Source organism: Stenotrophomonas sp. CCNWLW57, from assembly GCF_037203925.1.
Lineage (GTDB): Bacteria > Pseudomonadota > Gammaproteobacteria > Xanthomonadales > Xanthomonadaceae > Stenotrophomonas > Stenotrophomonas rhizophila_A.
In genome coordinates this window covers 93,598-119,794 of sequence record NZ_JBBCBJ010000003.1, presented here as the reverse complement: position 1 = coordinate 119,794, position 26,197 = coordinate 93,598, and the positions used below count along the sequence as shown (strand labels likewise).

The 26,197-nt window shown below is 66.4% G+C and carries 17 protein-coding genes and 1 pseudogene; 11 read left to right on the top strand and 7 right to left on the bottom strand.

Annotated elements, in window-relative coordinates; all coding sequences use genetic code 11:
- Positions 1-16: 16 nt before the first annotated feature.
- From V9K91_RS08445 to V9K91_RS08410, 8 genes and pseudogenes are all read left to right on the top strand, one after another.
- Positions 17-1,972 carry a sialate O-acetylesterase gene (locus tag V9K91_RS08445; RefSeq protein WP_336443019.1) on the top strand — a complete coding sequence of 652 codons (1,956 nt, stop codon included), beginning with the start codon at positions 17-19 and terminating at the stop codon, positions 1,970-1,972.
- On the top strand, positions 1,972-3,657 hold the full coding sequence (locus V9K91_RS08440; protein WP_336443018.1) for a glycoside hydrolase family 43 protein: 1,686 nt from the start codon (positions 1,972-1,974) through the stop codon (positions 3,655-3,657). The genes V9K91_RS08445 and V9K91_RS08440 overlap by 1 nt, the downstream gene beginning before the upstream one ends.
- Positions 3,657-6,326 carry a glycoside hydrolase family 3 C-terminal domain-containing protein gene (locus V9K91_RS08435; protein WP_336443017.1) on the top strand — a complete coding sequence of 890 codons (2,670 nt, stop codon included), beginning with the start codon at positions 3,657-3,659 and terminating at the stop codon, positions 6,324-6,326. The genes V9K91_RS08440 and V9K91_RS08435 overlap by 1 nt, the downstream gene beginning before the upstream one ends.
- Positions 6,313-7,773 (top strand): annotated as a pseudogene (locus tag V9K91_RS08430) (MFS transporter); the annotation flags it as partial. The gene V9K91_RS08435 and the pseudogene V9K91_RS08430, both read left to right, overlap by 14 nt.
- 15 nt (positions 7,774-7,788) lie before the next feature.
- Positions 7,789-8,775 carry a glycoside hydrolase family 43 protein gene (locus V9K91_RS08425; RefSeq protein WP_336443194.1) on the top strand — a complete coding sequence of 329 codons (987 nt, stop codon included), beginning with the start codon at positions 7,789-7,791 and terminating at the stop codon, positions 8,773-8,775.
- A gap of 7 nt (positions 8,776-8,782) precedes the next feature.
- Complete coding sequence (locus V9K91_RS08420) at positions 8,783-9,607, top strand: aldose epimerase (protein WP_336443016.1); 825 nt, start codon at positions 8,783-8,785, stop codon at positions 9,605-9,607.
- A 205-nt stretch (positions 9,608-9,812) separates the two neighbouring features.
- Positions 9,813-10,919, top strand: coding sequence for a serine hydrolase domain-containing protein (locus V9K91_RS08415; RefSeq protein WP_336443015.1), 1,107 nt, complete (start codon positions 9,813-9,815; stop codon positions 10,917-10,919).
- A complete protein-coding gene (locus tag V9K91_RS08410) occupies positions 10,916-11,392 on the top strand; it encodes a hypothetical protein (protein WP_306988608.1) in 477 nt (158 codons plus the stop codon). The genes V9K91_RS08415 and V9K91_RS08410 overlap by 4 nt, the downstream gene beginning before the upstream one ends.
- Before the next feature lie 147 nt (positions 11,393-11,539).
- Here V9K91_RS08410 and V9K91_RS08405 read toward each other — a convergent pair whose 3' ends face one another.
- Positions 11,540-12,067 carry a DUF6622 family protein gene (locus V9K91_RS08405; protein WP_095364116.1) on the bottom strand — a complete coding sequence of 176 codons (528 nt, stop codon included), beginning with the start codon at positions 12,065-12,067 and terminating at the stop codon, positions 11,540-11,542.
- A 137-nt stretch (positions 12,068-12,204) separates the two neighbouring features.
- Between V9K91_RS08405 and V9K91_RS08400 the strand changes: the two genes are divergently transcribed.
- From V9K91_RS08400 to V9K91_RS08390, 3 genes are all read left to right on the top strand, one after another.
- Positions 12,205-14,142 (top strand): hypothetical protein, encoded by a 1,938-nt coding sequence (locus V9K91_RS08400; RefSeq protein WP_336443013.1) that lies wholly within the window; start codon positions 12,205-12,207, stop codon positions 14,140-14,142.
- Between the two features lie 348 nt (positions 14,143-14,490).
- Entirely contained in the window at positions 14,491-18,309 is a 3,819-nt protein-coding gene (locus V9K91_RS08395) for a M48 family metallopeptidase (RefSeq protein ID WP_336443012.1), read from the top strand.
- A gap of 279 nt (positions 18,310-18,588) precedes the next feature.
- Complete coding sequence (locus V9K91_RS08390; protein WP_249832496.1) at positions 18,589-19,974, top strand: aldehyde dehydrogenase family protein; 1,386 nt, start codon at positions 18,589-18,591, stop codon at positions 19,972-19,974.
- A gap of 77 nt (positions 19,975-20,051) precedes the next feature.
- Here the strand turns inward: V9K91_RS08390 and V9K91_RS08385 are convergent, their stop codons facing one another.
- The 6 genes from V9K91_RS08385 to V9K91_RS08360 are packed head-to-tail and all read right to left on the bottom strand — an operon-like array spanning position 20,052 to position 26,196.
- Positions 20,052-21,101, bottom strand: coding sequence for a sialidase family protein (locus V9K91_RS08385; protein ID WP_337308182.1), 1,050 nt, complete (start codon positions 21,099-21,101; stop codon positions 20,052-20,054).
- Between the two features lie 5 nt (positions 21,102-21,106).
- Positions 21,107-22,666, bottom strand: coding sequence for a sodium/sugar symporter (locus V9K91_RS08380; protein WP_184123523.1), 1,560 nt, complete (start codon positions 22,664-22,666; stop codon positions 21,107-21,109).
- Positions 22,663-23,658 (bottom strand): SMP-30/gluconolactonase/LRE family protein, encoded by a 996-nt coding sequence (locus V9K91_RS08375; protein WP_336443010.1) that lies wholly within the window; start codon positions 23,656-23,658, stop codon positions 22,663-22,665. The genes V9K91_RS08380 and V9K91_RS08375 overlap by 4 nt, the downstream gene beginning before the upstream one ends.
- Positions 23,655-24,416, bottom strand: coding sequence for an SDR family oxidoreductase (locus tag V9K91_RS08370; protein WP_249832493.1), 762 nt, complete (start codon positions 24,414-24,416; stop codon positions 23,655-23,657). The genes V9K91_RS08375 and V9K91_RS08370 overlap by 4 nt, the downstream gene beginning before the upstream one ends.
- Positions 24,416-25,564 (bottom strand): galactonate dehydratase, encoded by a 1,149-nt coding sequence (dgoD, locus tag V9K91_RS08365; RefSeq protein ID WP_093536565.1) that lies wholly within the window; start codon positions 25,562-25,564, stop codon positions 24,416-24,418. Before dgoD ends, V9K91_RS08370 begins: the two co-directional genes overlap by 1 nt.
- On the bottom strand, positions 25,561-26,196 hold the full coding sequence (locus tag V9K91_RS08360; protein ID WP_336443008.1) for a 2-dehydro-3-deoxy-6-phosphogalactonate aldolase: 636 nt from the start codon (positions 26,194-26,196) through the stop codon (positions 25,561-25,563). Before V9K91_RS08360 ends, dgoD begins: the two co-directional genes overlap by 4 nt.
- Position 26,197 lies beyond the last annotated feature (1 nt).

The following is a 26,197-nucleotide window of genomic DNA, read 5'->3' as shown; positions in this document are numbered from 1 at the left end:
ATCTAGGATGGGATGGATGTTGGGCAGCCTTCTGGCGTGCTTCGCCGCACCGGCCATGGCGCAGGAGTCCGTGACGCCACTGTTGCACCCGCTCTTCCAGGACCATGCCGTCCTGCAGCGCGACCAGCCGATTACCGTGTGGGGCCATGCCGCGCCGGACACCACCGTATCGGTGACGTTCGCACGCCAGACCGCCACGGCACAGGCGGATGCAGAGGGGCGCTGGCGCGTCACATTCAAGCCCCTTGCCGCCGGCGGCCCCTACGACATGAGCGTGCGGGCAGGGCGGGACGTCCAGACCGTGAGCGACGTGCAGATGGGCGACGTCTGGCTGTGTTCCGGCCAATCGAACATGGAGCTGCCGGTGCGGCGCGCGCTCAACGCCGACAGTGAAATCGCCTCGGCAGCGCAGCCGGACATCCGCCTGTTCACCGTGCCCAAGGCCCCGGCCGTGACGCCTCGGGAGGGCTTCTCCGGCCCCGTGTCATGGCAACCTGCGTCACCGGAAAGCGTGCGCGACTTTTCCGCCGCCTGCTACTTCTTCGCGCGTGAACTGCGGAAGACGGTCACCGTGCCGATGGGACTGATCCAGTCGGCGTGGGGCGGTTCGCGGATAGAAGCCTGGACCAGCGCCGATGCGCTGCGCGCGCAGGGTGGCATGGAGGACGCCCTGGATGTGTTCGCCTTGTATGCCAGCGACCCCGTGGCGGCGAACGCAGCCTGGGGCAAGCACTGGCAGCAGTGGTGGGGGCAGCGCGAGGGCGCCACACCTGGCGATGCCCCCTGGCAGCCCGACGCCGACCGCACCGGATGGCGCCAGGCCCCGGCCCAGCTGGGCGCATGGGAGCGCTGGGGCGTCCCGGCGCTGTCCGCGTACAACGGCATGGTCTGGTACCGCACCCAGGTGAGGCTGAGCGCCGCACAGGCCGGGCAGGGCGCACGCCTTGAACTGGCGCCTGCCGACGAAACCGACGTGACCTGGGTCAATGGCGTGGCGGTGGGCAGCCAGAACGCCCCGGGGGACCCGCGATCCTATCGGCTGCCGCCCGGCCTGCTGAATGCCGGAACCAACAGCGTGGTCGTCAACGTGCTGGACACCTGGGGCGACGGCGGGCTGGCGGGGCCCGCAGAGGCCCACGCCCTGCAGCTGGACGATGGCACCCGGATCGTTCTGGATGCTCCCTGGTGGTACCGCGCAGCGCCGGGCGACCTGTCACCGCCACTGGCCCCGTGGCATGCCGCCAGCGGCCTTTCGACGCTGTACAACGGCATGATCGCGCCGCTGGGGAGCTATGGCCTGCGCGGCATGCTCTGGTACCAGGGCGAATCCAACACCGGCGATGGCGCTGCCTACGCGGACAGGCTGCGTACGTTGCGCGATGACTGGCGCCGGCAGTTCGGCGCGGAAATGCCGCTGCTGGTGGTACAGCTGGCCGGCTACGGGCAGCCGCCCGTGGCCCCGGTGGAAAGCGGCTGGGCGCAGGTGCGCGACGCGCAGCGGCGCGTTGCCGCAGAGGACCCGCATTCCGGGCTGGCACTCGCCATCGACATCGGCGATGCCTACGACATCCATCCGCCGAACAAACAGGAACTGGGCCGGCGTCTGGCCCGCGTGGCGCGCCATGTGGTCCATGGCGAGCAGGCGCTGGCAGCCTCCGGGCCGACGGCAAGCAAGGTTTCCCGCACGAGGGTTGAGGTGCGCATCAGTTTCGAAGATGTCACGGGAACGCTGGTCGCAACGGGTGCGAACGGCCCCATCGGCTTCGAACTATGCGATGCCGAAGCCAAGCACTGCACCTACGCCGACGCCACGCTGGACGGCAACGCGGTAGTGCTGAACAGCCTGCAGGCAGCATCCGCCGCCAGCGTCCGCTACTGCTGGGCAGACGGCCCAATCTGCACGCTGCGCGACAGCAGCGGCGCGTCCGCCGGTCCGTTCGAGCTCTCCCTGACCCCTTCAGGGACGCCCTGATGCGCCTGCTGCTTGCCACGGTACTGCTGCTGTCCGCCGCGCTTGGGGTGCAGGCGGCCACCCCCGCAGCCCCGGTCTACTTCGACTGGTTCGAATACGCCGGCAATGACGCCGCGTTTGAACCGCCGCTGCCCGCCGGGCATTACCGCAATCCGATCCTGGCCGGTTTCCACGCAGACCCCAGCATCACCCGCGCCAACGGGAAGTTCTACTTGGTCAATTCCAGCTTCACCTACTTCCCGGGGATCCCGGTATTCGAGAGCGTGGACCTGGTGCACTGGAAGCAGATCGGCAACGTGATCGACCGCCCGTCGCAGCTGGATTTCGATGGACTCAGCGTGTCCCGCGGCATCTTCGCGCCGGCCATCTCGTTCCACGACGGCGTCTTCTACGTGGTCACCACGGCGGTCGACAGCGGCGGCAATTTCATCGCCACCGCCCGCGATCCGGCCGGCCCCTGGTCCGACCCGCACTGGCTGCCGGGCATCGAGGGCATCGACCCATCGCTGTTCTTCGACGAAGAAGGCAAGGTCTACCTGCTCAACAACGATGTGCCGCCCGGTCCGCCGCGCTACGAAGGCCACCGCGCCATCTGGATGCAGCAGCTCGATCTGGCCGCGTTCAAACCGGTGGGGCCGCGCAAAGTGCTCATCGACGGCGGCGTGGAACCGGCCAAAAACCCGATCTGGATCGAGGGGCCGCATATCTACAAGCGCGATGGCTGGTATTACCTCTCCGACGCCGAAGGCGGCACCGGCCCGCAGCATTCGCAGGTGGTGCTGCGCAGCCGCGAGGCGTGGGGGCCCTACGTGCCGTATGCGGGCAACCCGATCCTCACCCAGCGCGACCTGCCCGACGATCGGCCGCTGCCGATCACCAACGCCGGCCACGCCGACCTGGTGGAAGGCCCCGATGGCTCCTGGTGGGCGGTATTCCTGGCCAGCCGCAACTACGACACACGCCACTACAACACCGGGCGCGAAACCTACCTGCTGCCGGTGGAATGGCGTGACGGCTGGCCGGTGATCCTGCCGGCGGGCCAGACCATCCCGTACGTGGCCAAGGCGCCATCGTGGATGCAGGGCGCATCAACACAGGCCCCTTCCACCGGCAACTTCTTAGAACGCAACGAGTTCGACACCCCCGCGCTCGACAACGACTGGCTGCGCGTACGCGTACCCAAACAGCCATGGGCCGATCTACGCGAGCGCCCCGGTTCCCTTGCGGTGCACCCGCTGCCGGAAGACCTCGACACGCTGCGCAACCCCGCGTTCCTCGGCCGCCGCCAGCAGCACCTGCGCTTCGAGGCCAGCACCGAAATGACGCAGCCCGCAGAAGGCGTCGCGGCAGGATTGGCCGCCTTCCAGAGCGAAGCCTACTGGTACTTCCTCGGCGTCCGCAGCGTTGGCGAAGATCGCGTGCTGATCTTCCTCGAAGCGCGTGACGGCGGCGCAACAAAAACACTCGCATCGCGCGAGGTCGCAGGGGCAGCTCTGCTGCGCCTGCAGATAAAAGGGGACGGAGGACGTTATGCCTTCGCCTTCGACACACGCGATGGGCAAGGCTGGCAGACCCTCGCCGATGACGTGGACGGAACGGTATTGAGTACGGATCGTGCAGGCGGCTTCGTCGGCGCCCTGCTGGGACCATTCGCGCGCGACGAGCGCGCCCTGAGGAGCAAATGATGACGCGCAGGCCCCTGTTCCGCACGCTGGCGCTCTGCGCCGCCATCAGCCTGGCCACCGTCGGCCACGCCGCCGCGCCGCAGCCGTGGCTCGATACCTCGGCCAGCTTCGAGACCCGCGCCGCCGCGCTGGTCGCGCAGATGACCCTGGAAGAAAAGGCGGCACAGATGCAGAACGCCGCGCCCGCCATCGAGCGGTTGGGTGTACCGGCGTACGATTGGTGGAACGAAGGCCTGCACGGCGTGGCCCGGGCAGGGCAGGCCACCGTGTTCCCGCAGGCCATCGGCCTGGCCGCCACGTTCGACGTACCGCTGATGGGGCAGGTGGCCACCACCATCAGCGACGAAGCACGCGCCAAGCACCACCAATTCATTCGCGAGGGCTCGCATGGCCGCTATCAGGGGCTGACCTTCTGGTCGCCCAACATCAACATCTTCCGTGACCCGCGCTGGGGCCGGGGCCAGGAAACCTACGGCGAAGACCCGTACCTCACCGCGCGCATGGGCGTGGCCTTCGTGCACGGCCTGCAGGGCGACGACCCGGTGTACCGCAAGCTGGACGCCACCGCCAAGCACCTGGCCGTGCACAGCGGCCCCGAGGCCGACCGCCACCACTTCGACGCCCGCCCCAGCAAGCGCGACCTGTACGACACCTACCTGCCGGCGTTCGAGGCGCTGGTGAAGGAAGGCCAGGTGGATGCCGTGATGGGCGCCTACAACCGGGTCTACGGCGAATCGGCCAGCGCCAGCCACTTCCTGCTGCGCGACGTGCTGCGCCGCGACTGGGGTTTCAAGGGCTACGTGGTCTCCGACTGCTGGGCCATCGTCGATATCTGGAAGCATCACAAAATCGTCCCGACCCGCGAAGCCGCCGCCGCGCTTGCGGTGAAGAACGGCACCGAACTGGAGTGCGGCCAGGAATACGCCACGCTGCCCGCAGCAGTGAAGCAGGGCCTGATCAGCGAAGCGGAGATCGACGACGCGGTAACCCAGCTGTTCACCGCGCGGATGCGGCTGGGCATGTTCGACCCACCGGAACGCGTGAAGTGGGCACAGATTCCGGCATCGGTGAACCAGGCCCCCGCACACGACGCGCTGGCCCTGAAAGCGGCACAGGAATCGCTGGTGCTGTTGAAGAACGATGGCGTGCTGCCGCTGTCACGCAATCTCAAGCGTATCGCCGTGGTGGGCCCCACCGCCGATGACACCATGGCGCTGCTGGGCAACTACTTCGGTACCCCGGCTGCACCGGTGACGATCCTGCAGGGCATCCGCGATGCCGCGAAGGGTGTCGAGGTGCGCTACGCGCGCGGCGTCGACCTGGTGGAAGGGCGTGACGATCCCAGCGCGACGCCCCTGATCGAAGCGACCTACCTGCGGCCTTCCGCGGATTCCCCCGAGCGCGGCCTGCGTGGTGAGTATTTCCGCACCGCCGATCTTTCCGGCACGCCAGCCCTGGTGCGCACCGATGCCCAGATCGGCTTCCGCTGGGACCGCGGCTCGCCAACCGACAACCTGCTGGCCCGCGGCGAAGCCGCACCGGGGCAGGGCATCCCCAACGACGGCTTCAGCATCCGCTGGAGCGGCTGGCTGCTGCCGCCCGTATCGGGCCGCTACCGCATCGAGGCCGCCGCCGACGACGGCTTCCGGCTGTACGTGGACGGCAAGCGCGTCCTGGACCATTGGACCCCCAGCGACCGCCTGCATGGCGATGGCGTGGACCTGGACCTGGAGGCCGGGCGCGCGTACGAAGTGAAGCTGGAATACTTCGATGCCGAGCGCGACGCCGGCGTGCGGCTGGGCTGGCGCATGCCCGGCGCGAAGCCGCCGTTTGAGGAGGCCCTGGATGCCGCGCGCAATGCCGATGTCGTGGTGTTTGTCGGCGGCCTGACCGGCGACGTCGAAGGCGAGGAGATGAAGGTCAACTACCCGGGCTTCGCCGGTGGCGACCGCACCGACCTGCGCCTGCCCGCGCCGCAGCGTGCCCTGCTCGAAGCGCTGCACGCCACCGGCAAGCCGGTGGTGATGGTCCTCACCGGGGGCTCGGCCATGGCGGTTGAATGGGCGCAGGCGAACCTGCCGGCGATCCTGATGAGCTGGTACCCCGGGCAACGCGGCGGCACCGCCGTGGGCCAGGCGCTGTTCGGCGATACCAACCCCGGCGGGCGGCTGCCGGTAACGTTCTACAAGGCAGGCCAGGCGATGCCGGCCTTTGACGACTACACCATGGAAGGCCGTACCTACCGCTACTTCCGGGGCACGCCGCTGTACCCGTTCGGGCACGGCCTGTCCTACACAACCTTCGACTACGGCAAACTGCGTCTGGATGCACCCCGCATTCCCGCAGACGGGCACCTCAAGGTTCAGGTGGACGTGGCCAACACCGGCAAGCGCGCAGGCGATGAAGTGGTGCAGCTGTATGTGCGGCGGGTGGATGCGAAGCCGGGTGATGCGCAGCAGGCGCTGCGCGGCTTCCAGCGCGTGCAGCTGGCCCCGGGCGAGCGGCGTACCGTGGCATTCGATCTGGATGCAACGCAGGCCCTGCGCCAGTACGACGAAGTGCGGGCGGCCTATGTCGTGCCGCCGGGCGCGTACGAGGTCAGGGTAGGCAGCTCCAGCGCCGCCGCCCGCGTGCAGGCCCGCTTCACCGTGGAGGCTGCCCGTGACTGAGCACGTCCTGTCGGTACGGGAAAAACTGGGCTACAGCCTGGGCGACCTCGCTGCGAACCTGATCTTCCAGACGCTGATCACCTACCTCGCGTTCTTCTATACCGATGTGTACCGGCTGCCCCCTGCCACGGCCGCGACGATCATCTTCGTGATCGGCCTGCTGGGTGCCTTCGTGTTCACCCCGCTGATCGGCATCGCCGCCGACCGCACCGCAACGCGCTGGGGCAAGTTCCGGCCGTGGATCCTGTGGACTGCAGTACCGTTCGGCGTGCTCTCGCTGCTGGCCTTCAGCACCCCGCAGCTGGGTGCGCAGGGCAAGATCATCTACGCCCTGGGCACCTACGGCCTGCTGATGCTGGTCTACGCAGCCAACAACCTGCCGTACTCCGCGCTCAGTGGTGTGCTCACCGGCAGCATGGCCCAGCGCAACAGCCTCTCGGCCTATCGCTTCGTGGCGGTGATGATCGCGCAGTTCATCATCCAGGTGCTGCTGTTGCCGCTGGTGCTGATCCTCGGTGACGGTGACCGCGTGCTGGGCTTCGAGCGGGTCATGACCGTGTTCGCGGTGGTAGGCACCGTGTTCTTCCTGATCACCTTCGCCACCACCCGCGAGCGCATCGTGCCGGCCAAGGAGCAGACCGGCGGCGTGCTGCAGGACCTGGCCGACCTGCTGCGCAACCGCCCATGGCAGGTGATGCTTGCCCTGACGATCCTGGTCTTCATCAACCTGGCGCTGAAGGGCGGCACCTACATCTACTACTTCCAGTACTACATGAGCGAGCCCGCTCTCGCAGGCTTCCTCGACAACACCGGCTTCAACCGCTTCATCGGCGGATTGAACGCCACGCTCAGTGGCATGGGGCTGTCCGGCTTCGCGTGGCCGGAGGATCCGGCAACCTCGGCGTTCAGCCTGTTCAACGCCTGCGGCATCATCTGCATGATCCTGGGCATCGGGGTATCGCGCCGGCTGGCCGACCGTTTCGGCAAGCGCGATGTATTCGGCGGCGCGTTGCTGGTCTCCACCGTGTTCCTGCTGGTGTTCTACTTCTTCCCGCCCACCGCCGTGGCCGTGGCGGTCGTGTCCTTCATACTGCACGGCTTCTTCTACGGCATCACCATTCCGTTGCTGTGGGCGATGATCGCCGACGTCGCCGACTATTCCGAATGGAAGAACAACCGCCGCGCCACCGCGATCATCTTCTCGGCGATGCTGTGCGGCCTGAAGATCGGCCTGAGCATTGGTGGCGCACTGGTCGCCGGCATCCTGGCGTACTACGGCTACCAGGCCGGCGCAGACCAGCAGCCTGAGGGCGTAGTCAACGGCATCCGCCTGACGGTGAGCGTGTACTGCTCCCTTCCGTTCCTGATCGCCGTGGCGATGCTGTTCCTCTACAAGATCGACAAGCGCATGGAAACCCGCATCGAGCAGGACCTGCAGCAGCGCCGCGAAGGCAACAACCTTGTGCACTTGGCGGCACATGCCATCTCCCAGCCGCTGGTGACCCACATCTACACGGCCGATCCGTCGGCCCATGTGTTCGGGGGGCAGCTGTACATCTATCCCTCGCACGACATCGACGCCGGCGCGCCGTTCGACGATGACGGCGGGCATTTCGGCATGGAGGACTACCACGTGCTGCGGATGGACAGCCCCACCGGCGAGGCCACCGACTGCGGCGTGGCGCTGCATGTGCGTGACGTGCCCTGGGCCGCAAAGCAGATGTGGGCTCCCGACGCGGCCCACCGTGACGGCCGCTACTACCTGTACTTCCCGGCCAAGGACGGGGAAGGCAGGTTCCGCATCGGCGTCGCCGTGGCCGATCGCCCGGAGGGCCCGTTCACCGCCGAACCGGAGCCGATGGCCGGCACGTACTCGATCGACCCGGCGGTATACGAGGACGACGACGGCGCGCATTACCTCTACTTCGGCGGCATCTGGGGCGGCCAGCTGCAGAAGTACCGTGACAACCGCTACGACGCCACCCACGAAGAGCCCACCGGCGATGCGCCGGCACTGGGCCCGCGCGTCGGTCGACTGGACGCAGGCATGACCCAGTTGGCCGAGCCCACGCGGGAAGTCACCATCCTGGATGAGCACGGCCAGCCGCTGCGCGCCGACGACCATGAGCGGCGGTTCTTCGAGGGTCCGTGGCTGCACAAGTACCAAGGCAGGTATTACCTGTCGTACTCAACCGGCAACACCCATCTACTCTGCTACGCCATCGGGGACAGCCCGTACGGCCCGTTCACCTATGGCGGCGTGATCCTCAAGCCGGTAGTGGGCTGGACCACGCATCACTCCATCTGCGAGGTCGACGGCCAGTGGTACCTGTTCTATCACGACTCCCTGTTGTCGGGCGGGGTCACCCACCTGCGTTCGGTCAAGTGCACCCCGCTGCACATGGAAGCGGACGGCAGCATCCGGACCATTGATCCCTATGGCAACTGAAAGCCCGTTGCCCATCGACGACGCGCAGGCGCCACTGCCTGCCGGCCACCTGCACTGGTTGCGGGCGGGCAGGCTGGAGGTAGCACTTGCTCCTGAGGCCGGCGGGCGCATCGCCCGCATCCGCCATGAAGGCGTCGAGTGGCTGGTGGACGAACAAGAGAGTGGGGCCGCCACCATCGCCTGGGGCTGCTACCCCATGGTGCCGTGGGCCGGCCGGATCCGGCACGGCCGCTTCAACTTCGATGGCAGGGCGTACGCATTGCCAACGAACTTCGGCGAGCACGCCATCCACGGAGTAGGGTTCGCACTGCCCTGGCAGATCGACAGTATCGCGGAGGACAGCGCCACGCTGTCGCTGGAACTTCCCGAGGACGACTACTGGCCCTTCGGCGGCACAGCAACGCAGGTCATCCAACTAACGCCACACAGCCTGGAACTGCGCCTGGTAGTGCAGGCCGGCACCCAACCGATGCCCGCCGTAATCGGCTGGCATCCGTGGTTCCGCAAGCCGGATGCGTTGCTGTTCGCGCCCGACGCCATGTACCCACGTGACGAGGAGGGCATCGCCAGGTTGCCACTGGCAAGCGCATCCCCCGGCCCATGGGACGACTGCTTCATCAACCAGAAGGACATAACACTGGTGTACAGCGGCCAGCGCCTGATGCTGCGAGCCGACACCGACCACTGGGTGGTCTATGACGCCGCGCCGCACGCCACCTGCGTAGAACCCCAAACCGGCCCACCCGACGGCTTCACCCTCGCACCCAACCGCCTCAACCCGGGCGAACAACTAGAGCTGACCTTCAATCTCGCCTGGAACCCGAAACGGTAGGGTCGGTTCCCAAACGACCGCCGATAACAGTGATCGGCACGGCAACGCATGACCTAAAATCGAAAACACGCCTCTTCCGTTCGGCAATTGGGGGATCGGCTATCCTGAGCCCCCCTCTCCACCTTGCCTTCGAGCCCCACGCATGCCCGCGACTTCGATGGTTGTTCGACCCAGGCGGTGGCTCACCTACCTCGTAATCTCCGCCGTGCTCCTGGCCGCAGGCTGTGCAGACGAACCGGCCCCTTCCAAGGATCTGGGGACGGAGATCGACGAGGTCGCCGCCGCGCTGATCGAGCAGCCCTTGCTCCACTCGACCTCGATCGGGGTCGTATACCGAGGCAAGGAATACATCCGCCATCGCGGCGACATGCAGGCAGGGAAGCGAGGCGCTCCTACCGATGCGACGCTCTACGAAATCGGCTCGTTGAGCAAGACGCTGGCGGGCACCTTGATGGCCAGCGCTGTGTTGGATGGCAAGGTGACGCTGGACGACGATGTCAGGATGTACCTGCAGGGGGCCTACCCGAACCTGCAGTACAAAGGCGAACCCATCCGCCTCCGCCATCTGCTGTCGCACACCAGCGGCCTGCCGAACATGCTGCCGGTACGCGCGAACACCGTGCTTGATGAGTTCACCGACCACGGCACACCGCCCGAACTCAATGCCATCTACGCGCACTACGGTAAACCCGATTTCTTCAACGACCTGCACACTGTGGAAATCCCGCGCGCGCCCGGAAAGGTCTACGCCTACTCAAGCACCGGCACGGAACTGACCGCGCACATTCTGGAACAGGTCTACAAGCGGGACTACGAGTCACTGCTGCGTGGATTTCTCAGCGAGACCGCAGGGATGAGCGGCATCAGGATCCGCCTGGCTGACACCGAGGTGCAGCAGCTTGCGATTGGCTACCACAGCGACAACCCCATACCGACCACCTCGATGCCGCAGCTTCCCTGGGGGGCATCCGGGAACGTAAAGGCCACCGTCCCGGAGATGGTGAAGTACCTCAGGTTCCAATTGGCCAACGGCCCTGTCGTAACGGAATCCCATCGCACGCTGGTCAAATTCGATTCCGACTTCAGCATCGGCTACTTCTGGAACATCGTCAGCGGCGACCGCCAGAAGGGCCGCTACTACGCCCACCATGGCGGCGTGCCCCGCTCTCAGTGCTACATCTACATCATCCCCAAGTACGACCTGGGCATCTTCATCATCACCAACCAGAGCGGCGACCGTACCGCGAACGCAATGGAAGCGGCGGCGGATTCGCTGGTTGAGAAGGTTGCCGCGCGGGACGGGGAGCAATGAAACTCTTCACCCGTCCACCAGACCGCCCCTATCGGAATATGTTCGTCGCTGCGTTGATTGGGGTTCCCATCGGAAGCCTGCTGATTTCGCTTCACGTCGCGCTGGTCGGGGCCACCACGTCTGCTGAACCCTTGACGCTCATCGGCGATGCTGTGTTCGTTTCCTTCTTCGGCTACGTCATGATGGCGTTGCTGCTTCTTGTATATGGGCTTCCTGCACTTTGGCTGGCGTTGAGGTTTCGCCTTGCGGGTCCGGCCATAGCGCTCACAATTGCCACGCTTCCTGGTCTTTCCGTGCTGCTCAGCGAAGGCACACTTCAGAACAGCATCCTATTGATACCGGCGGCCATGTCCTTGGCCACGGGCGTGGCATTTGTCACGCTGGCCTACTGGGGCCCCGGCGGGAATTCGGGGACGGGTAGGGTCGGTTCCCAAACGACCGCCGATAACGGTGATCGGCACAGTAACGCATGACCCAAAATCGAAAGCGCGCCGCCTGCGTCCGAGGTCATGCCCTAGAGGAGTAATCACCACCCCGGCGGTCGATTGGCATGCAACCCTACCGCGAGCCGGCATACAGCAGCGCGGCAGGCACAAACCGGCCAGGCCCGACGCTACTCCTCAGCCGGTCACCTGCAGGTCTTCGTCCGTCGCCGCCCGGCGCCAGGCGGCCACGTACCGGAGGTACTTACCGATGAAGATGCCGGTGAAACCGCCCGACAGCAGCAGATAGGCCGCGCGGAAACCAACATCGCCCGCAAGCGTCGGCGACATCGCCAGCGCCGATTCAAACCCGTACTTCACCACGAACGTCACCAGCAGCAGCGGCAGCAGGCTGTAATCCGCACTGCGCCACAGCTTCCCGGTTGCCCGGTTCGCGGTCAGCACTGCACGACGCAGCATCATCCAGCCGATACCCGTCCCCGCGCCGATGCCGATCAGCCACAGCGCCCACGCCTGCCAGGACGTGCCATAACGCGCACTGATCGACCACAAGCCCCACGCGGTAAACAGGGCAGGCACCACCGCCAGCCTTCCCAGCGTGACCTCGCCCGGCTTCATGGCGGCGACGCCGCGCGTGATCAGGAAGATCAGAAGCGCCCATACCCAGAGCGGCGTGTGCGAAGCGAATTGCTGCAGCATGTTCATGGAGGGTCCTTGGCTTGAGGTGGGTGCCGGCCGTGCAGCGCCGTGCGGGAATGGGGTAATTCTCGCTTTGGCCCGAAACGGAACAAGTGACAGCTGTCAGCCATCGGGGAGTACAGGTTGGCGGGTACCATAGGGCCATGACGAAGCACGACACGGACGCCGCGGAACCATTCGACGCCACTGGCATCGGCCCCTTCAGACGTATCCAGAGCATCGCCCAGCCGGCGCTCCTGGCACTCGCTCTGGGCATCGCGCCGGCATGGGCGGAGGCGCCCCAGACATTCGTCCTGCAGGCAAGCGGGTTCGAAAGCGGCTTGGTCGCCAACGATCAGGGCCGGCTGATCCAGGAGTGGCCGGGGCGGCCGCAGCAGATCGCCCCAGATCGCTGGCTCGTCGTGGATTTCGAGAGAAGCAGCAGCGTGTGGTTCGACGACGCTGGCCGGGTCGCCTTGAAGGGCCCGTATGTTGAGCTCCGGTCCGATGCGGCATTCGATCGTCACCCGGACGATCCGGACCCAACCCCACTTTTCAGCACATGGTCCAGGGCAGGGACCGCCCTGTTGCGTGCCGATGGAAGCACCTTTGTCGACTGGCAGCCTGGCAGCGGCGAGTGGGCCATCACGGCGCACCCGCAACGCTACAGCTGGCGCTCGCGGGAAGCGGGGGAGCGCATCTTCGATGCACGTGGGCAGCTGCGCATGCAGCTGGCCAAGGGTGAACTCCGGGCTGCCGGTCCGTTCCCGGAACGCACTCAATACCTGGTCTGCGACCTCGATCCGGCCACTCCCTGCGCGCTGCGCGATGAGGCAGGAAAGACGCTGTGGAGCGAGCGCATCGACAACCTGATTCCGCTCAACAACGGCGGCTGGCTGGGACTGCAGGGCAGGGCATGGCGCCGGCTGGATGCGGGCGGCCAACTGACCGGAGATCGCACGCTCATCTACGTGGTGGGCTACTCGTCGGCTCGTTCGCGCAGCCCCGCCTCTGAAGACTTGGGCAGCTGGCCGCGCTGGGCGACCGAATACCACGTCATCCGCGAAGACGCAGAAGGCATTTTCGCGAATGAAGCCGACACCGTGGACGGCCTCATGTACCCGGATGGGCGCTTTCTCGCGATCGCAGGGGCGACTTCCGGCGAGGAGGTCTGCCCGGGCATATGGCGCGCGCGCATGGGCGACGCCGGTGACAAGTTGGTTGATGCGAATGGCCAGATTTTGGGGCCATTCAACGCCTACGCGTGGAAGGAGGTTGAGGGGCGTCCCGAGCTTCGCCAGGCGATAGCGGAAGACGGGCAGGAAACCTTGGTGGACTGCAGGGGAAAGCAACTGGTCCAGACACCGCCGCTTAGCCAACTAAGCGAAGAGGCCACAGGCTTTTTCGGCACGCTGGACGGCGAATCCCAGCCCCGGCTGTGGCTCGACGCCGCGCTTGGCCAGCACCTGCTGCCCAACGGCACCTGGATCGACCAGGTCAGTGCTGATGGCGCATTGCTCCTCGTACGCATCGACGCGGAGGGGTCCCGCATGTATCACGTAAAGCAAGGCCGCTTCGTGGGCGACACCATCGAATCTGCACATGCGCTACTACCGGGCGGCGTCGTGTTCCTGCGCGATGGCTACTACGGCTTCATCGATGCTGATGGGGTCGAGCGGCTGCCTGCACGCTACACCGCGATCTCCCCTTGGGGCGAAGATCGCTTGTGGACGTCGCGCTACCTCGACAATGACGCGCCGGGCAGGATCACGACCCTGCATCGCATGGACGGCTCGGTCGTCGCCAGCTGGCTCAATGCCTCAATGAACGACAGCCCCATCCTCCGCAGCCTACCCAATCAAGGGTCGCTTACGGGGCTGATCGGCCCAACCTTCGAAAGGGCGGACGGGGAGTACCTCGGCCAACAATGGGTAGACCGCAACGGCCGTACCCTGTTCCTGTCACTCCACTGCCAACGCGGCTCGCGGGAGATCGATGGTGGTGTGATTGAACCACTCACAGGGTCAGCGCGACGCCAGGGCACTGATTGCACGATCCCGGATGACATCCGCGCTGCAATGAGGCCGACCGCCAACGATTGACCAACGGAATGACAGGGAACTCGATGGAATCGCGCTTCCCCGAAACGTTTGAGACACCGTAGGGTCGGTTCCCAAACGACCGCCGATAACAATAATCGGCATGGTAACGCATGACCCAAAATCGAAGCGCGCTGCCTGCGTTCCAGATAATGCCCTAATGGGTAATCACCACCCCGGCGGTTGATTGGGATGCAACCCTACCGAAGTGCGGTCTGGACCGTTTGCAGCGGCAGATGCACACCCGCCCAATAATGTGCACAATCCCCCCGGGACCGGGCATGACGCCAGGTAAGCTCCGTGCCACGTCCGGGGGGACGGCACGGAGCAGGACAAAGGGGGATATACATAATGGATTCGCTCTATCCGGCGGGGCCTTCGGCCGTGCCCGCGCAGCTCACCGCACCCAGTTCCGCTTACCGCCGCCATGCATGGCTGGCCGTGGCTGGCCTGCTCGGTTTCGCCACCGCGTACTTCGCCCTGATGGGCTGGTTCGGCTGGACCGCCTACCGCGTGTTCCGCACCCTGCTGGCAGGGGAGGGCGGCAACACCCTGCTCAACATCATCGTCGGCACCTTCGCGCTGTTCCTTGCCGTGTTCATGGCCAAGGGGCTGGTGTTTCTCAAGCGTGGGCAGGCTTCCAGGGAACTGGAGCTCAAGCAGGCCGAGCAGCCCGAGCTGTTCGCCTTTCTGCACCGCCTGGCTGACGAAGCCGGCGCGCCGCGCCCCAAGCGGGTGTACCTGTCGGCGCGGGTCAATGCCAGCGTCTTCTACGACCTGTCGCTGTTCAACCTGCTGTTTCCTTCGCGCAAGAACCTGGACATCGGCCTGCCGCTGGTCAACGCACTGAACCTGGGCGAGTTCAAGGCCGTACTGGCCCACGAATTCGGCCACTTCGCGCAGCGCACCATGGCAGTCGGCCGTTGGGTGTACGTGGCCCACCAGATCGCCAGCCAGCTGGTCGCCCGCCGCGATGCGCTCGATGCCCTGCTGGCCACCGTGTCGCGCCTGGACCTGCGCATTGCCTGGGTGGGCTGGCTGCTGTCGCTCATCGTCTGGGCCATCCGTTCGCTGGTGGATACCGCCTTCAGCGTGGTCGCCCTGTCCGAGCGCGCCCTGTCGCGTGAGATGGAATACCAGGCCGACCTGGTGGCCGCCTCGCTCGCCGGCAGCGATGCCCTCGTGCACGCCTTGCACCGCCTCGGCGCCGCCGACGATGCCTGGGACAGGTCGCTCGGCTTTGCCTCCCGCGAATTCGAAGCCGGCCATGCCGTGGCCGATCTGTTCGCGGTGCAGACGCGCATGCTCGCCAACCTGCGCCGCGTGTCGCCGGATCCGCTGTATGCCGAGCCGCCGCAGCTGCCAGAACGCGAGCGCGAGCAGCACCGCGTGTTCCGCCGCGACATGGTGCGCGTGCCGCAGATGTGGTCCACGCACCCGGCCAACGCCGACCGCGAGAACAACCTCAAGCGGCGCTATGTGGAAGCCGCGATCGACGAGCGCCCGGCCATGCTGCTGTTCCGTGACGCGGACGGACTACGGCACAAGCTCACCCGCGACATGCTGCGCGAAACCCCGCCGGCCTTCGCCGACGTCGATACCTCGCTGACCCGGCTAGACGCCGAGTTTGCCATCCGTGCCATGCACCAGCGCTACCAGGGCACCTACCTGCGGCGCTCGTTCGTGCGCGGCGTGGCCACCCCGGCCGAGCTGTTCCTTCACACCCTGGCGCCGCTGAGCGACGCCCAGATCCGCGAGCGAATCACCGGCCTGTATGCGCCCGCGCATGGCAAGGCCCTGCAGCAGCTGCAGCTGCTGGAAGATGAGCGCGCCACGCTGGACGCCGCCCGCGCCGGCCACCTGCGCGCCACCCGCAACCGCGTGCATTGGCGTGACCAGGTGCTGGACACCCGCCGCCTCGGCCCGGTCATCGCAACGCTGGATGACGAGATCGCGCCGCTGCGTCAAGCCGTGTTCCAGCACGACCAGCAATGCCGCAGCCTGCACCGGCTGGCCGCGCGTCGCAGCGGGGCAGGGTGGGAGAACCTGCTGGAAGGGCAGGTGGCCCTGCTGCACTACTGCGAGCACGTCGAAGCCGACCTGCGCGACGCCTACGGGCTGTTCCTCAATACCCTGCATGTGGTGACGGCCGACAAGCGCGTCTCCGACAAGGAACTGCGCCGCCTGCTGGGCACCGCCGAAAAGGTACGGCAGGCGCTGGGCGTCATCTACGACTACGCCCACAACTGCGTGATCGATGAAACCGTGGTCGAACACGGCGGCAAGCCGCTGAAAGAGACGCTGGGCGAGCTGGGCCTGCCCACGCCTGTACAGGCGAACATCGACAACTGGATCAAGCATTCCAGCGGCTGGGTCAACCACACCTGCGCCGCGCTCTCACAGCTGCGCGCCGCAACGCTGGAAGCCCTGCTGGCCAACGAAGATGCCGTAGTAGCACGCCTGGGCTCGGACGAAGTGGCACCGCTCGCGCCGACGCCTTCCAAGGTGCCCACGCCCTATCCGGTGCTGCTGCCCGGCCAGGAGCGCAAGCTGCAGACCAAGCTGGGCTGGTGGGATCGCTTCCAGACCGCCGACGGCTGGGCTGCCAGCACCGCGCGTGCCTCTGCTGCGGCGGCGATTGTCGTGGGCGTGCTGGCATTCGGCATGCACACCGGCGCCGCCACCGTCTCGCTGTACAACGGTCTGGCCACCCCGGTGCGGGTCACCATCGACGGCAACACCGTCGAACTGGCACCGCTGCAGAGCGCCAGCATGGACGTCGCCCCGGGCGCTGCCCACCAGGTGACCACCGAAAGCGCGGGCGGGGAGCTCATCGAGTCCTTCGAAACCGAGCGCATGACAGGCCGTTCGCACTTCACCTACAACGTCGCCGGCGCCACGCCCATGGTGCAGTGGTCGGCCGTCTACGGTGGTGCCGAGCCCGATGAAGACCGCAACCTGGGCGCGGAGCGCTGGTCCGCCACGAGCGCCGACTACGTGCTGGAGGAGCCGCCGAGCTCCATCCAGACCAAGAGCAACGACGGCGGCAAGCGCTCGGTGGTATCGGCCGTGGGTGAGCTGGCACCGCATCGACAGCTGGGGCTGGTGACCGATGAAGCCCAGCGCCAGGCCATGATCCTCGCGCACGCCCGCTGGGACGCGCCGGAATCGCGCCATCTGACGACATGGCTGGCCATGGCCTCGCAGAACCCGGCCACCCTGCAGGGCATCATTGCAGAACGGCTGACGCGCCATCCTGAAGATGTCGCGGCGCTGCGCGTCGAGCAGCAGCTCGACAAGGGCCAAGGGCAGAACGCTGCCTGCGAGCGCCAGCAGAAGATGGCAGCCGGCAAGCCCGCATCGCCGGCGCTGGCCTATCTCTCCATCCGTTGCATGCCCGAAGGCCAAGCGCAGGATGAGGCCTTCCTCGCCGGCCAACAGCGCTGGCCCCAGGATCCTTGGTTCGCGCTGGCCTCTGGTTACGTGCTTGCCTCACGCGGCGACTGGAGCGCAGCCAACGAGGTGTGGTCCAAGGCGGCAATGGGGCCGCAGACCGCAGAGTTCACCGCACCGGAGCTGGCACGCGTCAAGCGCATGTTGGGCGCCAGCGACCAGGAGCTGCAGCCGCTGGCCGCCGAGTCAGCGCACCTGACCAGCCTGCTGGCCCTGGACAGCACCGAAGTGATGGGTTCGCAGTATGAGGCCTACATCCACCTCCACCGGGGTGAGTACCAGGGGGCAGTGGCCATGGCGGAGTTGGACGCTGAATTGTTCCCGCAAGTGCTTCGCCTGGCAGGCGCCTCCGATGGCGCACCGGAGGACCTGATCAAGAAGGCCCTGGACCTGCCGGCGGAGGAGGGCATATCGCCGGATTCCGCCTGGAGCATGTGGGCACTGGCGCTGCGGCAGGGCAGGAACGAAGCCGTGTGGCGGGAAAAGGCACTGGCCACCGACGCCGAAGAAGCCGCGCGCGTGGTGGCGTTCGTAGATGCCGTGCGCGCCAATGCGTCCGTGCAGCAGGCCGAAGCCGTGCTGGGCAACGTAAGGCCGGCTAATCGCGGCTACGCCTACACCGTCGCAGCCGTGGTGCGCGGGCAGTCGTGCCCACAGGCGTGGCGCGATGGTGCCAAGAAGCTGCTGTTCGGCACCGAACGCCCGCACTTGATGTAATGCGCAAGGCACGGCGGGAACCTGTCCCGCCGTGCGAGCTTGGTAGGGTCGGTTCCCAAACGACCGCCCTCAAACGATCAACGCCCGGTAACGCATGACCCTGGAACAGGGCACTGGACGCCTGCCAATCCTTCACCGCCGCGGCGACGTGCCATGTGGACGACTGCCCAATGCGGTGAATCCCAGGTGATGCGCGCTCCTTAGGACTTCACTGCGTGGGAACCGTGACGGTGCAACGCTCTTCCGTCCCTTTCTTCCCCCACGAAGTGCAGGTTTTCCATGGCCAACAAGCAGCTCACGACGATCAATCCATTGACCGAAGAGGTGATTGCCACCTATTCGTACATGTCAGACGACGAAGCGGCAGCCGTAGTCGAATCCAGCCACAAGGCCTTCCTGGAATGGCGCCTGCGCTCTCTGGACGAGCGGGCGAAGGTGGTCGCCGCCATCGCCAAGGCGCTTCGCGAGCGCAAGGAAGAGTTCGCCCAGCTGATGACCCGCGAGGTCGGCAAGCTTATCGAAGACAGCCGCACGGAGGTGGAACTGTGTGCGGCCATCTGTGACTACACCGCCAAGCAGGGGCCTGCCGCATTGGCCGACGAGGAGCGCGATGTCGAGGGCGCCACCGGCATCGTCACCCATTCGCCGATCGGCGTCGTGTACGGCATCCAGCCCTGGAACTTCCCGGCCTACCAAGCGATCCGCTACTCCATCGCCAGCCTGATGGCAGGCAACGGCGTTCTGCTCAAGCATGCGGAGAGCTGCACCGGCAGCGGACTGCTGCTTCGTGACATCTACGAAGGTGCCGGTCTGCCCAAGGGGTTGTTCGGCGTGCTGTTGATCACCCATGACCAGTCCAACGACATCGTGGAAAACGATCTGGTGCGGGCCGTGACGTTGACCGGCAGCGAGACCGCCGGTCGTACCGTGGCCGCGAAGGCTGGCGCAGCGCTCAAGAAGACGGTGCTGGAGCTGGGTTCCAACGACGCCTACCTCGTCCTCGACGATGCGGACCTGGATCTGGCCGTCGAGACCTGCGTCAAGGGCCGCCTGTTCAACAACGGGCAGACCTGCGTCAATGCCAAACGCTTCATCGTGACGCAGAAGAACTACGACGCTTTCGTCGCTGCCTACGCCAGAAAGTTCGAAGCCATCAAGATGGGCGACCCGAACGCCGCCGATACCCAACTGGGCCCACTGGTCTCCGAGGCGCAGCGTGACAAGCTGCACGAGCAGGTGACAAAGAGTGTCTCGCAGGGCGCCCGCCTGCTGGTGGGCGGTGAAGTGCCCAAGCGTACCGGCTGGTTCTATCCCGCGACGGTTCTGGCCGATGTGTCACCGGGGCAGGTGGCGTATGAGGACGAGCTGTTCGGCCCTGCGGCCGCCATCATCCGTGCAAAGGACGATGACGATGCGCTGCGCATTGCCAACGACAGCCGCTACGGCTTGGGCGGCGGTATCTTCAGCCGCGACGTGAAGCGCGCCCGTGAGCTGGCCACGAAGTATTTCGATACCGGAATGGTCTTCATCAACACCTTCGACGTTGCCTCTCCGTCGCTGCCCTTCGGTGGGGTGAAGGCTTCGGGCTACGGCCGCGAGCACGGCCCGGAAGGCCTCAAGGAATTCGTGAACGTGAAGTCCATCAAGATCCCTTCAGCGGCCTGACGCGCGGCATTGGCTCCAGGTGGGTGGGGGCGCATCGCACCCCGCCCACGCCAACACCAACACCAAGGGCGATCTGCTCAGCGTTGATTGGCGCCTTGGCCGTACGCACCAAAGCGTATCTGGACACTGCCATCAACGACATTGACTACGCCGATCTCGTTGGGCCCGAACTCCACGACGGCCGGCCAGGAGTGGCGGAAGCCGAGCGGCCAGGCGGGCGGCTTGACGGTGGTCCACGTATCGCCGCCGTCCTCGCTTGCGCTCACCTCGTTGAAGCAGGACGTCACGAACATCGTGCCGCTGCGGGTGGTCATCACGTGGGGCCCGCAGCGCTGGTCCGCCATCGGCGTGCCCAGTCCCTCGGGCCAGGTGCGTCCATCCGGCGAGGTCTTGTAGGAGACAGGACACTGCGGATCCTCGCCGCAGGTTTCCAGCACCATCAGGAAGCCCCCATCCGGGCGCCGCGCCATCACCGGCATGCCTGGACGCAGTTTTCCTCCGCCGGGTTGGCTGGCGATGGTCACCGCCGGGCTCCAGGTCCCGCCCCCGTCGCTGGACAGCTGCTGCGATACCACCTGGTTGAAGGAAGGCGTCTCGTCGGCCCGGGTTTCATCGGCGTACACCACCGACAACGTGCCATCATCCAGACGCGTGAACACCGGCTCCCATACGCCGCGGTCCTCGCGCCCGGCCGGATTTTCGTTACGGGTGATGGTGCTCAGGAAGCGCCAGTGCGCGCCTTGGTCGTCACTGGCATACACGTTCAGCCGGTAGGACACCCCATCGATGAGCGACCGCATCGCCAGCAGCACGCGGCCATCGGGCAGGACGAACAGTTCGCCGTTGTCGAGTTTGCGCTTGGGCTCTGCCACGCGCGACAACGGTGCCCAGGTCCTGGCCTTGTCGCTGCTCACCGACAGCTGCAGCGTGGTGGTGTCTCCGCCGGGATAGCGCGTGGTCACCGCCAGCCAGCGGCCGTCTGGCAGGCGTGCCAGCCGGCCCCAGCCCGCCTTGGCCGCATCCACGGTGGCGGTGCCCGTCCAGGTGACGTCGGTGGCCAAGGCGGGAGCCGCAGCGGCAAACAGGAGCGCCAGCGCGGCCGCGCGGAGGGAAAAGGTCGGCTGCATGTTCATCACCAGTAGGTTGCGTACAGAGCGACCAGGATCGCCAGCACGGCCAGCGAAGCCGCGTTGAACGACGGCGCGGTGGCATACACCACATCATCGGTACGGATGCGGTCACGGTCTCCGGTGGCGCGGGTGGCCAGCGAAATGCCCACTGCCAGTGCCAACGTCGCCAGGAATACCACCCCCATCCGGTCCATGAACGGCAACGACGGCCACAGCAGCTTGAAGGCCAGCGAGAGCACGAACGAGCCCACCGCTGCGGCCAGTGCACCGGCTTCATTGGAGCGCTTCCAGAACAGGCCCAGCAGGAAGATCACCACGATGCCCGGAGTGAAGAAGCCGGTGAACTCCTGGATGTACTGGAAGCCCTGGTCGAACCCACCCAGCAGCGGGCGAGCGGTCAGCACTGCCACGATGATGGCCACCGACGCCGCGATCCGGCCCACGCGCACCAGCCGTGCCTGCGATGCATCGGGCGCGCGCTTGGCGTAGAAATCCAGGGTGAAGATGGTCGCCACCGAATTGATCTTGGAGGCCAGCGACGCCACGATCGCCGCCACCAGCGCTGCGAACACCAGCCCCAGGATGCCGCTGGGCAGCAGTGCCAGCATGGTCGGGTAGGCCGCATCCGGCCGCTCCAGGCCGGGGGCCAGCATCACCGCGGCAATGCCGGGCAGCACCACGATGGCCGGGATCAGCAGCTTCAGGAACGCGGCAAACACCACGCCCTTCTGCGCCTCGCGCAGGTTTTTCGCGGCCAGCGCCCGCTGGATGATGTACTGGTTGAAGCCCCAGTAGCTGAGGTTGGCGATCCACATGCCGCCCAGCAGCACCGACAGGCCCGGCAGGTCCTTGTAGAACGGGTTGTCCTTGCTGAGGATCATCTCGAACCGCTCCGGATGCTGCTGCCAGAGCTGCATGAAGCCATCGCTGACGCTGCCGTCGCCAATTTTGCTCAGGGTGATCACGGTGACCAGCAGGCCACCCAGCACCAGCAGGCATACCTGCACGATATCGGTCAGCGCCACCGCCTTCAGGCCGCCGTACAGCTGGTAGGCCAGCGCGAAGGCGCCCAGCAGCACCAGCGCCACATCCTGGTTCAGCCCTGCCACGCCCGCGATGGCGATCGAACCCAGCCACAGGATCGAGGTGAGGTTGACGAACACGTACAGGCCCAGCCAGAACACCGCCATGACCGTACGGATCCGGTTGCCATACCGCTCCTGCAGGAACTGCGGCATGGTGGTGATGCCGTTGCGCAGGAAGATGGGCAGGAACCACTTGCCCACGATCAGCAGCGTGATCGCCGCCATCCACTCATACGACGCGATGGCCAGGCCGATGGCATAGCCCGAGCCGGACATGCCGATGATCTGTTCGGCCGAAATGTTGGCCGCGATCAGCGATGCGCCGATGGCCCACCACGGCAGGCTGCGGCTGGCCAGGAAGTAATCCTGCGCCGATTTCTGCTGGCCGGCTTTCTCGCGCGACACCCACTGCGCAAGGATGAAGATGCCCGCCAGGTAGGCCAGCACGATGCTGATATCAAGGGTGGAAAGGCTCATGGAATCTCCGCGGAAGTCCCACGCGGTGCGTGGGGCGGCAAGCTGTTGGGGTCGCCGGCGAACCGGGCTTCGGGTAGGCCGGCGAACCCGGCGTCATCGAGGGAAAGCAGGTGGCCTGCAAGCGGGTCCTGTGCACGTGCCGCGGCATCCATGCCGTCATGCGCGCTGGTGATGAACAGCGTGCGGTAGGCGGGGCCGCCGAAGGCAGGGCGGGTAGGCTGGCTGACCGGCGTGGCAATGGCGCGGTCCTCGGTGCCGTCCGGCAGGTAACGCACTACGCGGGCATCGCCCCAGCGGGCATTCCAGAGGCCGCCGTCCGCGTCGACCGCGCTGCCGTCGGGCTCGCCGGGTTCGGCCTGCAGGTCCACGAACAATTGCGCAGGCCCGAGCGTGTCGCCGTAATCGCAGCGCAGGATCTGCTTCTGCAGCGAGTCACAGAAGTACATCGTGTCGCCGGATGGACTGAAGGCGATGCTGTTGGAAATGGCGACGGTGGGTAACGGCAGGATTTCCAGCGTCAGGTCTGCGTTGAGGCGCAGGAAGGGCGCTACTGCCTGCTTCGGGCCTTCAGCAGGTTCATGCAGCAGGCCAAATACAAATCGCCCTTGGCGGTCGCATGCCCCATCGTTTGCCCGCAATTCCGGTAGCGCCGGCCGTTGGCCGGCTCCGCGGGGTGCCGGAGACCCTGAGGGCCGGCCAACGGCCGGCGCTACCGTGTCTGCGAGGTCGCGGAATTCGTTGCGTTCGGGATGGAAGAACGCCAGCCGGGAAGCCAGCGCCAACAACAGCCAGCCATCGGCCTCGCACAACGCCAGCGCGGCCAACCGCTCCGGCATCGGCCAGCGCGCAATCCCCCCATCCTGCGGGCGGTAGCGCCACAGCTGCGACTGCTGGATGTCGGTCCAGTACACCACCTGCTCGCGGTCGCACCACAGCACGCCTTCGCCCAGTGTGTTGCCCGCCGGAACCGCCACGCGCACCGGGCCGGTCACACCCAGCCCCCGTCCACGATGAAGTCCTGGCCGGTGCACATGCGGCTGTCATCGGCGGCCAGGAACAGCGCCGCACGGGCCAGGTCGTCCGCACGCAGGTAGCCCGGCAGGCATTGCGACCGCCGCAGCTGCGCCTCGCCCTCCGCATCCAGCCACAGCCGCTGCTGCTTCTCGGTGATCACCCAGCCGGGCACCAGTGCGTTGATGCGGATCCGGTCGTGGCCCAGTTCGCGGGCCAGCCCGTTGACCAGCCCATGCACTGCGGATTTGGCCATGGCATACAACGGGTAGCCGCTGTTCTTGATCATCCAGCCGGTGGAGCCCAGGCAGATGATCGAGCCGCCGCCCAACGCCCGCATGTCCGGCGCCACGGCCTGGATCGCGAAGTACTGGTGGCGAAGGTTGACTGCCACGCTGCGTTCGAAATCGGCCACGCCGGTATCGGCCAAGGCATGGCGCGCATCGTTGGCCGCGTTGTTGACCAGCACCGAGAACGGTCCGACCCGTTCACGTGCTTCAACGATGGTCGCCTGGAAGGCGGCGATGTCGGTGATGTCGCAGCGCAGATAGCGCGGCAACGGTTCAACGTCGTGCAGGCTGTCCAGCAGTGCCTGCGCACCGCCATCGTCGATGTCCAGGAACACCACCTTCGCACCTTGCCGGGCGAAGTGTTCAACGAAGGCGGCGCCGATACCGGTAGCGCCACCGGTGATCAGCACCGCGCGACCTTCCAGACTGGGGTAACGGGTCATCGGCATCACCACTCGGCCACGCTGCCATCGGCATGGCGCCAGATCGGGTTGCGCCAGCGGTGTCCTTCGGCAGCGCGTTCGTCCACGTAGGCCTGGTTGATCTCGATGCCCAGCCCGGGGCCGTCGGGAATCCTGACGAAGCCTTCCTTGTAGTCGAACGGCGAACGGTCCACCAGGTAATCCAGCAGGTCGTTGCTGGCGTTGTAGTGGATGCCCAGGCTCTGTTCCTGGATGAAGGCGTTGTAGCAGACCGCATCCAGCTGCAGGTTGGCGGCCAATGCAATCGGGCCCAGCGGGCAGTGCAGGGCGATGGCTACGTCGTAGGCCTCGGCCATGGCCGCGATCTTGCGGGTTTCGGTGATGCCACCGGAGTGCGAAGGATCGGGCTGCAGGATGTCCACACCGCCTGTCTGCAGGACCCGCTTGAAATCGAACCGGGAATACAGGCGTTCACCCAGGGCGATCGGGGCGGGGGAGAGGGCCGCCAGTTCCGGAATCGCTTCAAGGTGTTCGGACAACACCGGTTCTTCAATGAACATCAACCCGAACGGGGTCAATTCACGCATCAACACCTTCGCCATCGGCTTGTGCACGCGGCCGTGGAAGTCCACGGCCAGGCCAATGTCGGGGCCCACCGCATCGCGCACGGCCTGCACGTTTTCCAGCACCCGCGTGACCTTGTCGTGGGTGTCCACGATCTGCATTTCTTCGGTGCCATTCATCTTCACTGCGGTAAACCCGCGCGCCACCGCTTCGCTGGCCGCACGTGCGGTATCGGCAGGACGGTCGCCGCCGATCCACGAATACACGCGGATGCGGTCACGCACCGGGCCGCCCAGCAGCGCGTGCACCGGCACGCCCAGGGCTTTGCCGTGGATGTCCCACAGCGCCTGGTCGATGCCGGCCAGCGCGCTCATCAGGATCGGGCCGCCACGGTAGAAACCACCGCGATAGAGCACGTTCCAATGGTCTTCGATGTGCCGGGGATCCTTGCCGATCAGGTAATCGGAAAGCTCTTCCACCGCGGCGGCCACGGTATGCGCGCGGCCCTCCACGATGGGCTCGCCCCAGCCGACGATGCCGGCGTCGGTCTCGATGCGGACAAACAGCCAGCGCGGGGGCACCAGGTAGGTGGTGATGGCAGTGATCTTCATGCGTGGGGGTCCGTGTTGGTGCTGTTCCAGGCGTCGATGAACGCGCGCGCGCGGCGCGCCACTTCTGCTGGTGGGGTCTTGGGGGCGTACAGGGCCGAGCCGATGCCGAACCCGGCCGCGCCGGCGCTGCGGTAGGCCGCCATGCGTTCGGGGGTGATGCCGCCCACGGGCAGCAGCGCGGTGCCGGCGGGCAGCACGCTGGACCAGGCTTTCAGGACCGGGGGCGGCAGCTGTTCGGCGGGGAACAGCTTCAGTGCATCGGCGCCGGCACGCAGCGCGGCGAATGCCTCGGTGGGCGTGGCCACGCCGGGCGTGCAGCGCAGGCCCTTGGCGTGCGCGGCGGCGATGACCTCCACATCCGCGTGCGGCATCACGATGATGCGGCCGCCCGCATTGGCCACCTCATCCACCTGGGCGGTGGTGAGCACGGTGCCCGCGCCGATCAGGCAGCGGTCACCGAGTTGTTTCGCCAGCAGCGCGATGCTCTCCAGCGGCTGTGGCGAGTTCAGCGGTACTTCCAGGATATGGAATCCGGCATCGGCCAGCGCGGCACCGACGGCGGGGGCCTCCTGCGGGGTGAGCCCGCGCAGGATGGCAACCAAAGGGAGGGGTTGCATCCAGGCGGTGCTCATG